This window comes from Klebsiella sp. R445 (assembly GCF_051131755.1).
In the GTDB taxonomy this organism is placed as follows: Bacteria; Pseudomonadota; Gammaproteobacteria; order Enterobacterales; family Enterobacteriaceae; genus Klebsiella; species Klebsiella lignicola.
This window is the reverse complement of the sequence record NZ_CP180446.1, coordinates 2,300,241-2,314,553: the sequence shown is the minus strand read 5'-3', so window position 1 is coordinate 2,314,553 and position 14,313 is coordinate 2,300,241. Positions and strand designations below refer to the sequence as shown.

Below are 14,313 nucleotides of genomic sequence, written 5' to 3'. Positions count from 1 at the left end.
TAATGGCTATCGAAATCAACGTACCGGATATCGGGGCAGATGAAGTTGAAATCACCGAAATCCTGGTCAAAGTTGGCGACAAAGTTGAAGCTGAACAGTCGCTGATCACTGTAGAAGGCGACAAAGCCTCTATGGAAGTCCCGTCTCCGCAGGCTGGCGTCGTGAAAGAGATCAAAGTCTCTGTCGGCGACAAAACCGAGACCGGTAAACTGATTATGATTTTCGATTCCGCCGAGGGTGCAGCAGCAGCTGCACCTGCGCAGGAAGAGAAGAAAGAAGCGGCAGCAGCACCTGCAACGGCTGCGGCGAAAGACGTTCATGTACCTGATATCGGCGGCGACGAAGTTGAAGTCACTGAGATCATGGTTAAAGTTGGCGACACCGTTGCGGCTGAACAGTCCCTGATTACCGTAGAAGGCGACAAAGCTTCTATGGAAGTCCCGGCTCCGTTCGCGGGTGTGGTGAAAGAGATCAAAATCAACACTGGCGACAAAGTGTCCACCGGTTCTCTGATCATGGTCTTCGAAGTGGCGGGTGCTGCACCTGCTGCTGCACCAGCACAGGCAGCTGCTCCGGCAGCGGCGGCGGCACCAGCAGCCAGCGGCGCGAAAGACGTCAACGTACCGGACATCGGTGGCGATGAAGTTGAAGTCACTGAAGTGATGGTGAAAGTGGGCGATAAAGTTGCTGCTGAGCAGTCACTGATCACCGTAGAAGGCGACAAAGCCTCTATGGAAGTCCCGGCACCGTTTGCGGGTACCGTGAAAGAAATTAAAATCAGCACCGGCGACAAAGTCTCCACCGGTTCTCTGATCATGGTCTTCGAAGTGGAAGGCGCTGCGCCTGCTGCGGCTCCGGCTGCTGCTGCACCAGCTCCTGCGGCTGCCGCACCGGCACCGGCTGCAAAAGCAGCGGCTCCGGTAGCGAAAGCGGAAGGCAAATCTGAGTTCGCTGAAAACGACGCTTACGTTCATGCGACTCCGCTGATTCGCCGCCTGGCGCGCGAATTCGGTGTGAACCTGGCGAAAGTGAAAGGTTCCGGTCGTAAAGGCCGTATCCTGCGCGAAGACGTTCAGGCTTACGTAAAAGACGCAGTTAAACGCGCAGAAGCCGCTCCGGCTGCAGCCGCCGCTGGCGGTGGTATCCCGGGCATGCTGCCGTGGCCGAAAGTTGACTTCAGCAAGTTTGGTGAAGTTGAAGAAGTGGAACTGGGTCGTATCCAGAAAATCTCGGGTGCTAACCTGAGCCGTAACTGGGTGATGATCCCGCATGTTACCCACTTCGACAAAACCGACATTACCGATCTGGAAGCGTTCCGTAAGCAGCAGAATGCTGAAGCTGAGAAACGTAAACTGGATGTGAAATTCACACCGGTAGTGTTCATCATGAAAGCCGTAGCTGCTGCGCTTGAGCAGATGCCGCGCTTCAACAGCTCTCTGTCCGAAGATGCACAGCGTCTGACGCTGAAGAAATACATCAACATTGGTGTTGCGGTTGATACGCCGAATGGTCTGGTTGTTCCGGTCTTTAAAGATGTGAACAAGAAGAGCATTACCGAGCTGTCTCGTGAACTGACGGTGATTTCTAAGAAAGCGCGTGACGGTAAGCTGACCGCTGGCGAAATGCAGGGCGGTTGCTTCACCATCTCCAGCATCGGTGGCCTGGGTACGACCCACTTTGCGCCGATTGTTAACGCGCCGGAAGTAGCTATCCTCGGTGTTTCCAAGTCCGCGATGGAGCCGGTGTGGAACGGTAAAGAGTTTGTGCCGCGTCTGATGATGCCTATCTCTCTGTCCTTCGACCACCGCGTAATCGATGGTGCTGATGGTGCGCGCTTTATCACTATCATCAACAATACGTTGAGTGATATTCGCCGCCTGGTGATGTAAGCGAAAAGCCGGCCTGACGGCCGGCTTTTTTCTGGTAATCTGGTCATTGTTTCGGGGTTACCAGCAACAAAGGACAAAATCGTTTGCCGTTTGTTGTTTCAAAATTGTTAACAATTTTGTAAAATGCAGGCGGATAGAACGACCCGGTGGACATGGGCGTAATTTACACAAAATAATTCGAGTTGCGTCAAGGCGGCAAGGGAGTGAATCCCTGGAACGTACAAGCGGTACGTAACCGGGGTGAGCGAGCGCAGCCAACGCAGAGGCGGCTTGAAGGATGAAGTGTATAACAATAGCGTCAGACCCGCCGGATATAAACTACAGAGGTCATGATGAGTACTGAAATTAAAACTCAGGTCGTGGTACTTGGGGCAGGTCCTGCAGGTTATTCTGCTGCCTTCCGTTGCGCTGATTTAGGTCTGGAGACCGTCATCGTAGAACGTTACAGCACTCTCGGCGGTGTCTGCCTGAACGTCGGCTGTATCCCTTCTAAAGCACTGCTGCACGTTGCGAAAGTTATCGAAGAAGCGAAAGCGCTGGCCGAACACGGCATTGTTTTCGGTGAGCCGAAAACTGACATCGACAAGATCCGCACCTGGAAAGAGAAAGTGATCACTCAGCTGACCGGTGGTCTGGCTGGCATGGCTAAAGGCCGTAAAGTGAAAGTGGTCAACGGTCTGGGTAAATTCACCGGGGCTAACACCCTGGAAGTGGAAGGCGAGAACGGTAAAACCGTAATCAACTTCGACAACGCCATCATCGCGGCGGGTTCCCGTCCGATCGAACTGCCGTTCATTCCGCATGAAGATCCGCGCGTGTGGGACTCCACCGATGCGCTGGAGCTGAAAAGCGTACCAAAACGCCTGCTGGTCATGGGTGGCGGTATTATCGGTCTGGAAATGGGTACCGTGTACCATGCGCTGGGTTCAGAGATTGACGTGGTTGAAATGTTCGACCAGGTTATCCCGGCTGCCGACAAAGACGTCGTGAAAGTCTTCACCAAACGCATCAGCAAGAAATTCAACCTGATGCTGGAAACTAAAGTGACTGCCGTAGAAGCGAAAGAAGACGGCATCTATGTTTCCATGGAAGGCAAAAAAGCGCCGGCAGAAGCACAGCGTTATGACGCAGTGCTGGTGGCTATCGGTCGCGTACCGAACGGTAAAAACCTCGATGCAGGTAAAGCGGGCGTTGAAGTTGACGAGCGCGGCTTTATCCGTGTTGACAAGCAGTTGCGTACCAACGTGCCGCACATCTTCGCTATCGGCGATATCGTGGGTCAGCCGATGCTGGCGCACAAAGGTGTTCATGAAGGTCACGTTGCCGCTGAAGTTATCTCCGGCCTGAAGCACTACTTCGACCCGAAAGTAATCCCGTCAATCGCCTACACCGAGCCAGAAGTTGCCTGGGTTGGCCTGACCGAGAAAGAAGCGAAAGAAAAAGGCATCAGCTACGAAACTGCCACCTTCCCGTGGGCAGCCTCTGGCCGTGCTATCGCTTCTGATTGCGCAGACGGTATGACCAAACTGATCTTCGACAAAGAGTCCCACCGTGTTATCGGCGGCGCGATTGTCGGCACCAACGGCGGCGAGCTGCTGGGTGAAATCGGTCTGGCTATCGAAATGGGCTGTGACGCTGAAGACATCGCCCTGACTATCCACGCGCACCCGACTCTGCACGAGTCCGTTGGCCTGGCGGCGGAAGTCTTCGAAGGTAGCATCACCGACCTGCCGAACGCGAAAGCGAAGAAGAAGTAAGTTTTCTTTTCGCAGCAGGACATAAGCGGCTCTGAGAGCCGCTTTTTTTATGCCTGATGTTTAGAACTGTGTCTGCGTAAACAAATCGGCACATCTTATAAATACTTTGAAAATAATTACCACGTAAACTTATAGGTAGTTAATTATTAGTGAGGTGTGTAATGAAACTCTTTTTAACCACGACGCTGTTAGCCGCTACGCTGGCTTCGGGTATCGCCGGTGCTGCTGACCTTTCCATTCCCTGGGCTGCCAACAGCGGCGGGACCGAAAGCAATCATATTGCCGCGATGGGGCAGAACCTGAATGTACAGCATCAGCTGATCAGCAAAACCTCAGAAGGGGTATGGGCAGCGAACTCTGGCAGCATTCATCAGGATGAAGCTGCATTGAGCAGCGCGAAGCCGGCATTCAACGGCTATCCGCAGCTGATGCCGCACCAGGGCTAAACTGCGCTCAGACTCTCAGGATGCCCGGCGGCAGATGACTGCGCCGGGCATTTTTATTGCGTGATAGCCTGCCATTTGGCATCCGGCGCAAAACGGGTGATGGCCTGGGCTAAGGTTGCCGTTTCCTCCCCAAGATTGGCCTGATATACGCGATCGTCCTGATCGACCATAAAACTCATCACACCCGTTTCCCCCCATTCGATGGGCCAGGCCAGCAGGGCCGCGGCCTGATCGTCGCTGCCGTGAATAATACGGAAATGATAACCATGATAGCCTTCACCTGGCTCGGCGGGGCTAAAGGCCGGGCCTAACGGGCTGGGAGCTTCTCCCGGAGCAGCAGGCCAGTACAGGCCATCTTTTTTGCCATCGCTGCTGATAATTTTCTGCGCCCAACGGTGGTTTAGCTGGTAGTAATCTTGCTGGGCATCGACGTAGGCATGCATCGCCTGGATAGCCGACAGTTCGTTACGGCCAATGGCCCGGGTTAGTATTTCATCCTGCGCGGCGGCGATGTCGAAATGCCAGCCTTCGTTGTTTTTCACCATTGGAATCGGCAAACGCCATGCTTCACGGCCAACATCCAGCCAGGCGGTATCGCTTTGCTGAACGATCTGGTGACTTATCTTCCAGTCGCGCTGGAAGCGGGCCACCGCATCAGGATCGATACCATCCGGTGGTAAAAACTGCTGCCAGTTATCGCCGAGCAGTTCACTGAAGGCCGCAGGGTTATTGTCATTGATTGCCTGAGCCAGGGCATTCGCCGCCAGCTCCGGGGTGGAAAACTGCTGCTGGGCCGCGGCCATCATGGGTGACAATGCCAGCGCCAGCAGAGCCATCTTTAACTGTTTTTTCATCTGCATATCCTCAGCGACGACGTTCATGATGTTCAGCCCGATTCTCCCGAACGGCGCTGCGTTGCGGCCGGTTCTGGTTCGAGGCGATGCGGCTTTGCTGCCCGCGAGCATGCTGTGATTGCCAGGATGGCGACCGGCTTTCATTGCCGCTTAACGCGTTGGACCGCAGGTTGCTTGCCTTTTGCTGACGTTGCTCCGGTGTGGCGGATTTGACTTGCGCACGGCGCTGTTGCTGGTGCTCAGTAGGATGCTGAAGCTGGGTTTTGGCGGCTTCCCGTCGCTGTTGCTGCTGCCCACTACTCTGGCGGTTTTTGATCGCCGCCGTTTGCGTCTTATCGTAGCCGCGATAGTTGTTACGCTGTGTCACCTGGTTGAGCTGCGTTGCGGCGGCTTTGCGCTGGGCATCACGCGACGTATTGTGGGCGATGCGGCCATTAGCAACGGTGCCGTTATGCTGCTGGAGCTGCGTTTTTGCCGCCTGACGCTGGGCATCACGATCGCCCGCCACGTGCTGGGTGGCACTCAACCCGCCGGCCACATTGGTCTGATGGAAGCGCTGGGCGACATTGTTGTTCGGGTAAGGAATATTGCCGCGATATGCCGGGTTATGCTGCCAGTTAGTCCGGTCGCCCGTCAGATGTTCGCCGGTGATACGGTTGAAATTATTGACGTTAATATTGATGTTATCGCCATTATGCGAATAACCACCGTGGTCATAGCCATGACCGTGGTAGTCGTCGTCATCATCCCAGTCGATACTGCTGAACAGCGCCCAGGTTGTGGCAACGCCAAGGCTATAGCCGAGGCCATTCACAAAACTGTTGGTAAACTGCTCCCCGGGAGGCGGCGGCAAATAGACCGGCGGATAGGCGGTGTTGGGCCAGGTTCCGTAAACCGTTGAGGGGTTATAGGTAGGGACATACACCACGTTGGGGTCGGTTGATTCGATTTTAATGACCTGAGTCGGCGCTGGTGCAGCGCTGGTGCTTGTAGCGGTCGTCGATGTCGACGTGGCGGTTGCCGCAGGGGCCGGTACGGCGGTGGTAGTGACTTTTTGCTGCGGCGAGGATTTCAGGGTCCCGGTCTGCTGCGCGATATTACGTAACCGCTGCACCGAATCCATCACATCATGCGGCTGGGCTAAAAACGCATTGCCGAGGTTCTCGACCCACGGCGGGTTTTCGCCCATTAACGCCAGCAGTGCCGGGAAAGCGACCAGCGATTTTACGCTCGGATCCCAGGGTTGGCTTGCCACTGCCTGTACCGCGGCGTCGCCCTGCATTGAGGGATTATCCTGAGACCACTGTACGGCCTGCATCACGTTGCTGGGGTAGGTCGATGCCATCAGCACTTGTGACAGCAGATTGTCAGGATAGAGGGCGACAGGGGCCACCCATTGATCAATCTGCGCCTGAGTATAGGCGGTGGTCACTGGCGGAGCGGTCGTTGGCGCCGGCGGCTGAGGTGTGGCAGGGGTGGCAGCAGGAGCGGGCTGAGTCGTTGCAGGCGCTTCGGTAATGGTTTGTGGTGCGCGACTTTTGACATACAGGGTGCCAGAGGCGGCTAAAATCCCTGCACTACAAACCAGTACAATCACGTGGGGTTTAAAAGGTCGTATCATGTTAGCTCCCGGCACAAAAATTGGCCTGTCTCCACTGAGTATCGCCGAAAATAGCGCTCCTGCCGGAGTATAAGTCGCTCTCTTTTGGATTTTTGACGTTTGTTGGGTTTTTGGTCAGCTAACTTGCACAGAATTAAATTTATATACCGGGAAATGGGGGGAAAGCCTGTAAAATCCTGCCCTTAACGATTCAGCTAAATTTTAATGTTGCTTTTTTGTAAACAGATTAACACCTCGCCAAAATCCTGCTATGCTGCCGACGCGGTATCGGGCATTTACCCTACAAACTGCTGTCTCACAGGAGCGTGAAGAGAATCGCCTACCGCATTTTACAATGAGAGCGAGGAGAACCGTCGTGCTAGAAGAATACCGTAAGCACGTAGCTGAGCGTGCAGCCATTGGGATTGTTGCAAAACCCTTAGATGCTACCCAAATGGCCGCGCTGGTAGAACTGCTGAAGAACCCGCCTGCGGGTGAAGAAGAATTCCTGTTAGACCTGTTAATTAACCGTGTACCACCGGGCGTCGACGAAGCCGCCTATGTTAAAGCCGGATTCCTTGCCGCGATCGCCAAAGGCGAAGCGACCTCCCCACTGGTCACTCCTGAAAAAGCCGTTGAACTGCTGGGCACCATGCAGGGCGGTTACAACATTCACCCGCTGATCGATGCACTGGACGATGCCGCACTGGCACCGATTGCTGCAAAAGCGCTCACGCATACGTTGCTGATGTTTGATAACTTCTACGATGTAGAAGAGAAGGCAAAAGCCGGTAATGAGCACGCGAAGCAGGTGATGCAAGCCTGGGCCGACGCCGAGTGGTTCCTGAGCCGACCAAAGCTGGCTGAAAAAATTACCGTTACCGTTTTCAAGGTGACCGGTGAAACCAACACCGATGACCTCTCGCCGGCGCCAGATGCCTGGTCTCGTCCGGATATCCCGCTGCACGCCCTGGCGATGCTGAAAAACGCCCGCGAAGGTATCGAGCCGGATCAGCCGGGTTCAGTTGGCCCGATTAAGCAAATTGAAGCGCTTCAGCAGAAAGGTTTCCCGCTGGCCTACGTCGGTGACGTCGTCGGTACCGGTTCTTCCCGTAAATCCGCGACCAACTCGGTGCTGTGGTTTATGGGCGACGATATCCCGAACGTGCCTAACAAGCGCGGCGGCGGCCTGGTGCTGGGCGGTAAAATCGCCCCGATCTTCTTCAACACCATGGAAGATGCCGGCGCACTGCCGATTGAAGTCGACGTCAATGACCTGAACATGGGCGACGTTATCGACGTTTACCCGTTCAAAGGCGAAGTCCGTAACCACGACACCGATGCGCTGCTGGCGACCTTTGAGCTGAAAACTGATGTGCTGATCGACGAAGTCCGCGCCGGTGGCCGTATTCCGCTGATTATCGGCCGTGGCCTGACGACTCGTGCACGTGAAGCCCTGGGTCTGCCGCACAGCGATGTCTTCCGTCATGCGAAAGATGTTGCTGAAAGCAGCCGTGGTTACTCGCTGGCCCAGAAAATGGTCGGTCGCGCATGCGGCGTTGCCGGTATTCGCCCTGGCGCATACTGCGAGCCGAAGATGACCTCCGTTGGTTCTCAGGACACCACCGGTCCAATGACCCGTGACGAACTGAAAGACCTGGCGTGCCTTGGCTTCTCTGCCGATCTGGTGATGCAGTCCTTCTGCCACACCGCAGCCTATCCGAAGCCGGTTGACGTGACCACGCACCACACGCTGCCAGACTTCATCATGAACCGCGGCGGTGTTTCTCTGCGTCCGGGCGATGGGGTTATCCACTCCTGGCTGAACCGTATGCTGCTGCCGGATACCGTTGGTACCGGTGGTGACTCCCATACCCGTTTCCCGATTGGTATCTCCTTCCCGGCGGGTTCTGGCCTGGTGGCGTTTGCCGCTGCGACCGGCGTGATGCCGCTGGATATGCCGGAATCGGTACTGGTGCGCTTTAAAGGCAAGATGCAGCCGGGGATCACCCTGCGCGATCTGGTCCATGCGATCCCGCTGTATGCGATTAATCAGGGCCTGCTGACCGTTGAGAAGAAAGGTAAGAAAAACATCTTCTCTGGCCGCATTCTGGAAATCGAAGGTCTGCCGGATCTGAAAGTTGAGCAGGCGTTTGAGCTGACCGATGCTTCCGCAGAGCGTTCTGCAGCTGGCTGTACCATCAAGCTGAACCAGGAGCCGATTGTTGAGTACCTGAACTCCAACATCGTGCTGCTGAAGTGGATGATTGCCGGTGGTTATGGCGACCGTCGTACACTGGAACGTCGTATCCAGGGCATGGAGAAATGGCTGGCGGATCCGCAACTGATGGAAGCGGATGCTGATGCTGAATATGCTGCGGTGATCGAAATCGATCTGGCTGACATCAAAGAGCCGATCCTTTGTGCACCGAACGATCCTGACGATGCTCGTCTGCTGTCCGACGTGCAGGGTGAAAAAATCGATGAAGTGTTTATCGGTTCCTGCATGACCAACATCGGTCACTTCCGCGCGGCAGGTAAACTGCTTGATAGCCATAAAGGCCAGCTGCCGACCCGTCTGTGGGTGGCTCCGCCAACCCGTATGGATGCGGCGCAACTGACTGAAGAAGGTTACTACAGTGTGTTTGGTAAGAGCGGTGCGCGTATCGAAATCCCTGGCTGTTCCCTGTGTATGGGTAACCAGGCGCGTGTTGCTGACGGTGCGACGGTGGTATCCACCTCAACCCGTAACTTCCCGAACCGTTTAGGTACCGGCGCTAACGTCTATCTGGCTTCTGCTGAGCTGGCGGCGGTCGCTTCTCTGCTCGGCAAGCTGCCGACGCCGGAAGAGTATCAGACCTTCGTCGCCCAGGTGGATAAGACCGCGGCAGATACCTATCGCTATCTGAACTTCAACCAGCTGGAAGAGTACACCGAGAAAGCTGACGGCGTGATTTTCCAGACCGCGGTGTAAGCGAATCTTGCTGCTCAAAGCCACTCTTCGGGGTGGCTTTTTTGTTGCTGCGTTACGTATTGCTTTAAGCGCATCAAATGTCTATTACTGCCGCCAGGCGATTCCTTAACCTCTCCTGTATCACGCCGTGTCAGAACATCTCAATGTACCGACAGGTCCTGAATTCCCAGACAGGAAGGAGAGATATATGGTTTCGTTACAACATCAGACTGTGGCTATTATCGGCGGCAGCTCGGGGATAGGTTTTCGGGTTGCGCAGCTTGCGGCTGAGGCCGGGGCTAATTTGATCGTGATTGGGCGTCATGCGGGACGTCTTGCCGAGGCGAAAATGAGTCTGACCTCGGCGGGAGCGACGGTTGAGACGTATGTCGTGGATGCGCACGATCATCAGGCGCTGGAGGTATTGTTTGCCGCGTTGCCAAACATCGATCACCTCATTTCGATGGTTGGCGATGTGATGGGCGGCGGTTTTCTGTCTGCATCACTGTCCACGATTCGCCATGTAATGGAGTCGAAATTCTTCACCAATGTGAAAATTGGCCAGCTGGCGGCGGAGAAACTGAATACTGGCGGCAGCCTGATCTTCACTTCCGGCACCGGTGGGCGTGCCCAGGATGCCTGTGCCAGCTACGTCGGCAACCTTGGCATTAATGCGCTGGTTGAGGGGCTGGCGGTAGAGCTGGCTCCGCGCGTGCGGGTTAACGCCGTCTCGCCGACCTGGACCATCACGCCGTTCTGGCGCGATATGCCTGCCGAACAGCTGGAAGAAACCCGGCTGCGTTTTGCCGGGTCGATCCCGTTGGGGCGTACCGCGACCCTTGATGAGCTAGCCGGCGCCTATCTGTTCTTACTGCAAAATACCTTTATAACCGGCCAGCATCTGGCGATCGATGGTGGAATCATGCTCGGCAGTTGATGATAAGACGACCGCTTAACAGACTGCGGCGCTTTTATTTGCTGTAGCCCAGTCTGCTCCACTTTTTTTCTGCCCTGGTACTGCGATAATTACCCTATGGGTACAATGTAGCGGTGACGCATTGCCCTTGCAGAGGAAGAGACTATGGATTACGAATTTCTGCGCGATATTACCGGAGTGGTAAAGGTGCGAATGTCGATGGGCCACGAGGTCGTTGGGCACTGGTTTAATGAAGAAGTGAAAGAAAACCTGGCCCTGCTGGACGAAGTGGAACAGGCAGCGCGCACCGTAAAAGGCAGCGAGCGTTCCTGGCAGCGTGCCGGTCATGAATACACGTTATGGCTGGATGGCGAAGAGGTGATGATCCGCGCCAATCAGCTGGATATTGCGGGCGATGAGATCGAAGAAGGGATGAGCTATTACGACGAAGAAAGCTTCTCCCTGTGCGGTGTTGAGGATTTTCTTCAGGTGGTGACGGCGTACCGCGAGTTTATCGGCAAAGCCTAGCCGCCCTTCATGTGTTCACGCCGGGAGCCTGTCTCCCGGTTTTTTTTTGCAATTGATGATTATTTGATTTTTTATAATCATATTAAATCTGTGATCGCGGTCTGTTGTGGTTTGTTATTGATTAAATATAATCAATATGATTTTATTTAATCACATTGATGACAGGCGGCACGACATGAACATCAAGAAAACAATAGAACGAGTACCTGGCGGCATGATGGTTGTGCCACTGGTTATTGGGGCGATCATCAATACGTTTGCTCCTCAGGCGCTGGAAGTGGGCGGATTTACCACCGCCTTATTTAAGAATGGTGCGGCACCGCTGATTGGCGCATTTTTGCTGTGCATGGGGGCGGGCATCAGCGTCAAAGCCGCCCCTCAGGCGTTGCTACAGGGCGGGACCATCACGCTCACAAAGCTGCTTATCGCGATTGCGTTGGGACTGGGTGTTGAGCATCTTTTTGGCGCCGAGGGGATCTTTGGCCTAAGCGGCGTAGCGATTATTGCGGCTATGAGCAATTCCAACGGCGGGCTCTACGCGGCGCTGGTGGGAGAATTTGGCAATGAACGCGATGTTGGGGCTATTTCCATTCTGTCGCTGAACGACGGTCCTTTCTTCACCATGATCGCGCTGGGGGCGGCCGGCATGGCCAACATTCCTCTGATGGCGCTGGTTGCGGTACTTATTCCGCTTGTTGTCGGGATGATCCTCGGCAATCTTGACGCCAATATGCGTGATTTTTTGACCAAAGGCGGGCCTCTGCTCATCCCGTTTTTTGCCTTCGCGCTGGGGGCCGGGATCAATCTTGAGATGCTGCTCCAGGGCGGGCTGGCAGGCATCCTCCTCGGCGTTCTGACGACCTTTATTGGCGGGTTTTTTAACATTCGTGCTGACAGGCTGGTGGGCGGAAGCGGTATTGCTGGCGCCGCCGCGTCTAGTACCGCCGGAAATGCGGTGGCCACACCGTTGGCGATAGCTCAGGCCGACCCGTCACTGGCATCCGTTGCCGCAGCGGCAGCACCGCTGATTGCGGCCTCGGTGATCACTACCGCGATCCTGACGCCACTCCTGACTTCCTGGGTGGCAAAAAGGCAGGCACGTCAGCTGGCGGAGGAAAAAAACGCATGAAAATGATCGTTATCGCCGATGATTTTACCGGATCCAACGATACCGGGGTCCAGCTGGCGAAAAAAGGCGCGCGGACGGAAGTGATGCTAAGTGCGGCCCAGAAGCCTTCCCGCCGTGCCGATGTGCTGGTTATTAACACTGAAAGCCGGGCTTTGCCGGCCCCACAAGCCGTTGACATGGTTCAGACGGCGCTGGCTCCCTGGTGTGATACGCCAGACGCACCGCTGGTGTACAAAAAGATTGATTCTACTTTTCGGGGCAACGTGGGGGCCGAAGTGGCTGCGGCAATGAAAGCCAGTCGCAGACGTCTCGCGGTCATTGCCGCCGCGATCCCTGCTGCCGGGCGCACGACGCGGGAAGGCCAGTGCCTGGTTAACGGTATCCCGCTTGTGGATACCGAATTTGCCAGCGACCCCAAAACGCCGATTATCTCTTCTCGCATTGCCGAGCTGATCGCGTTGCAAAGTCAGATCCCTGTTCATGAAGTCCATCTGGAGGAGCTCCGTCGCGGGCGGCTCAGTGCGCTGTTGGAGGCATGGGCCGCACAAGGCGAGTGCATGGTTGTGGTCGATACCCTGGAAGATCGGGATTTGACGCTGATTGCGCATGCGCTCTGTGAACAAACCCAGATACCGCTGATGGTGGGGGCGGCCGGGCTGGCGAATGCGCTGCCTGGCTGGATGTTCAAACAGGATAAGCTGGCACTGCCCGTGCTGGTGGTAGCGGGATCGATGAGTGAAGCGACGCGCCGACAGGTTGACTATGCGCTCAGCCAGGGGCGAGCAGAGATCGTGGACATTGATGTCTCTCGCCTGGTGTCGCCCTTCTGCGCCCAGGAGATAGCTGCGGTAGTGGAACAAGCCTGCGCGCTCCTGAGCCGACAGTTGCATACGATCCTGCGCACCAGTCGCCGGATGGAAGACCGACAGGGTATTGATGCTCTGTGCGCCACTACCGGCATGAGCCGTCAGCAACTGGGCGAAACGCTAAGCCTGCATGTAGGGGAGATAACGTTAAAGATCCTTGAGCAGGCACGTATCGGTGGCCTGTTTTTGACGGGAGGGGATATGGCCACTGCCGTTGCCAGCGCACTGGGCGCTGAAGGTTATCGGATCCAGAGCGAAGTCGCCCCCTGTATTCCCTGCGGCACGTTTATTAACAGTGATATCGACGATCTGCCGGTGATCACCAAGGCTGGGGGATTTGGCTCCGATCGTACGTTGTGCGATGCGCTTTATTTTATTGAGGAGATGTACTGTGGGCATTAAGACTGTGGCAATTACAATGGGAGATCCGGCAGGGATTGGGCCGGAAATTATCGTTAAGGCGCTCAGCGAAGATCGGTTAAATGGCGCACCGGTAGTGGTGGTAGGCTGTTTCCAGACGCTGAAGCGATTGCAGGAGAAAGGTCTGGCAGAGGGCGTTAAATTCCGCATTATCGACGACGTGGCGGCGGCTCGCTTTGCGCCTGGCGTGATCCATGTGATTGATGAACCTCTGGCCGATCCGCAGTCGCTTGAAATCGGCAAGGTGCAAGCGCAGGCGGGAGATCTGGCTTATCGTTGTGTGAAGCGGGCGACGATGCTGGCGCTGAAGGGCGATGTCCACGCGATAGCGACCGCGCCGTTAAATAAAGAGGCGCTGCATCTCGCCGGGCACCATTATCCGGGACACACCGAACTGCTGGCTACGCTGACAGAGACGCGCGACTACGCGATGGTGTTATTTACGGAAAAGCTGAAAGTCATCCATGTCTCTACCCATATTGCGCTGCGTAAATTCCTTGATACGCTGAATACGCCGCGTGTCGAGACGGTCATTGACATTGCGGATACCTTCCTGAAACGCGTTGGTTACCAGCAGCCGAGAATTGCCGTTGCCGGGGTGAACCCCCATGCCGGAGAAAACGGTCTGTTTGGTGACGAAGAGGGGCGTTTCCTGGCGCCGGCGATTGCACATGCGAAGGCCAAAGGGGTCGCGGTGTTCGGACCCTGTCCGCCCGATACCGTATTTCTGCAGGCTTATGAAGGGCAGTACGATATGGTGGTCGCTATGTATCACGACCAGGGACATATCCCTTTGAAATTGTTGGGATTCTATGACGGTGTTAATATCACGGCCGGCCTGCCGTTTATCCGCACCTCAGCCGATCACGGGACTGCTTTTGATATCGCCTGGACGGGAAAAGCAAAATCTGAGAGCATGGCTATATCGATAAAACTGGCAATGCAACTGGCGTAA

Annotated in this window: 11 protein-coding genes; 9 read left to right on the top strand and 2 right to left on the bottom strand. The window is 55.5% G+C overall.

From position 1 onward, the window contains the following. Nucleotides 1-2: 2 nt before the first annotated feature. The 3 genes from aceF (at nt 3) to ACMYSN_RS10785 (ending at nt 4,092) form a co-directional block, all read left to right on the top strand. Nucleotides 3-1,889, top strand: a complete 1,887-nt coding sequence (gene aceF / locus ACMYSN_RS10795; RefSeq protein WP_462497982.1) for a dihydrolipoyllysine-residue acetyltransferase — start codon at nt 3-5, stop codon at nt 1,887-1,889. A gap of 332 nt (nt 1,890-2,221) precedes the next feature. Continuing rightward, nucleotides 2,222-3,646 carry a dihydrolipoyl dehydrogenase gene (lpdA, locus tag ACMYSN_RS10790; RefSeq protein ID WP_123757472.1) on the top strand — a complete coding sequence of 475 codons (1,425 nt, stop codon included), beginning with the start codon at nt 2,222-2,224 and terminating at the stop codon, nt 3,644-3,646. Nucleotides 3,647-3,807: 161 nt separating this feature from the next. Further along, nucleotides 3,808-4,092, top strand: a complete 285-nt coding sequence (locus tag ACMYSN_RS10785; RefSeq protein WP_174509154.1) for a hypothetical protein — start codon at nt 3,808-3,810, stop codon at nt 4,090-4,092. 53 nt (nt 4,093-4,145) lie between these two features. On the opposite strand, the gene ACMYSN_RS10780 is transcribed toward ACMYSN_RS10785, so the two are convergent. Further along, nucleotides 4,146-4,946 carry a DUF2950 family protein gene (locus tag ACMYSN_RS10780; protein WP_462497981.1) on the bottom strand — a complete coding sequence of 267 codons (801 nt, stop codon included), beginning with the start codon at nt 4,944-4,946 and terminating at the stop codon, nt 4,146-4,148. Between the two features lie 10 nt (nt 4,947-4,956). Further along, a complete protein-coding gene (locus ACMYSN_RS10775) occupies nt 4,957-6,567 on the bottom strand; it encodes a DUF3300 domain-containing protein (protein WP_462497980.1) in 1,611 nt (536 codons plus the stop codon). A 355-nt stretch (nt 6,568-6,922) separates the two neighbouring features. Here ACMYSN_RS10775 and acnB point away from each other — a divergent pair, with 355 nt between their 5' ends. The 6 genes from acnB to ACMYSN_RS10745 all read left to right on the top strand — a co-directional run bounded on the left by acnB (nt 6,923) and on the right by ACMYSN_RS10745 (nt 14,313). Further along, nucleotides 6,923-9,520 carry a bifunctional aconitate hydratase 2/2-methylisocitrate dehydratase gene (gene acnB / locus ACMYSN_RS10770; RefSeq protein ID WP_462497979.1) on the top strand — a complete coding sequence of 866 codons (2,598 nt, stop codon included), beginning with the start codon at nt 6,923-6,925 and terminating at the stop codon, nt 9,518-9,520. A 187-nt stretch (nt 9,521-9,707) separates the two neighbouring features. Continuing rightward, nucleotides 9,708-10,436 carry an SDR family oxidoreductase gene (locus ACMYSN_RS10765; protein ID WP_462497978.1) on the top strand — a complete coding sequence of 243 codons (729 nt, stop codon included), beginning with the start codon at nt 9,708-9,710 and terminating at the stop codon, nt 10,434-10,436. 144 nt (nt 10,437-10,580) lie between these two features. Beyond that, complete coding sequence (yacL, locus tag ACMYSN_RS10760; RefSeq protein ID WP_434586344.1) at nt 10,581-10,943, top strand: protein YacL; 363 nt, start codon at nt 10,581-10,583, stop codon at nt 10,941-10,943. A gap of 175 nt (nt 10,944-11,118) precedes the next feature. Continuing rightward, the gene (locus tag ACMYSN_RS10755; RefSeq protein ID WP_123757466.1) at nt 11,119-12,072 is read left to right on the top strand and encodes a 2-keto-3-deoxygluconate permease 1; all 954 of its coding nucleotides are present in this window, start codon (nt 11,119-11,121) and stop codon (nt 12,070-12,072) included. After that, nucleotides 12,069-13,340 (top strand): four-carbon acid sugar kinase family protein, encoded by a 1,272-nt coding sequence (gene dtnK, locus ACMYSN_RS10750; RefSeq protein ID WP_462497977.1) that lies wholly within the window; start codon nt 12,069-12,071, stop codon nt 13,338-13,340. Before ACMYSN_RS10755 ends, dtnK begins: the two co-directional genes overlap by 4 nt. After that, the gene (locus ACMYSN_RS10745; protein WP_462497976.1) at nt 13,330-14,313 is read left to right on the top strand and encodes a D-threonate 4-phosphate dehydrogenase; all 984 of its coding nucleotides are present in this window, start codon (nt 13,330-13,332) and stop codon (nt 14,311-14,313) included. The genes dtnK and ACMYSN_RS10745 overlap by 11 nt, the downstream gene beginning before the upstream one ends.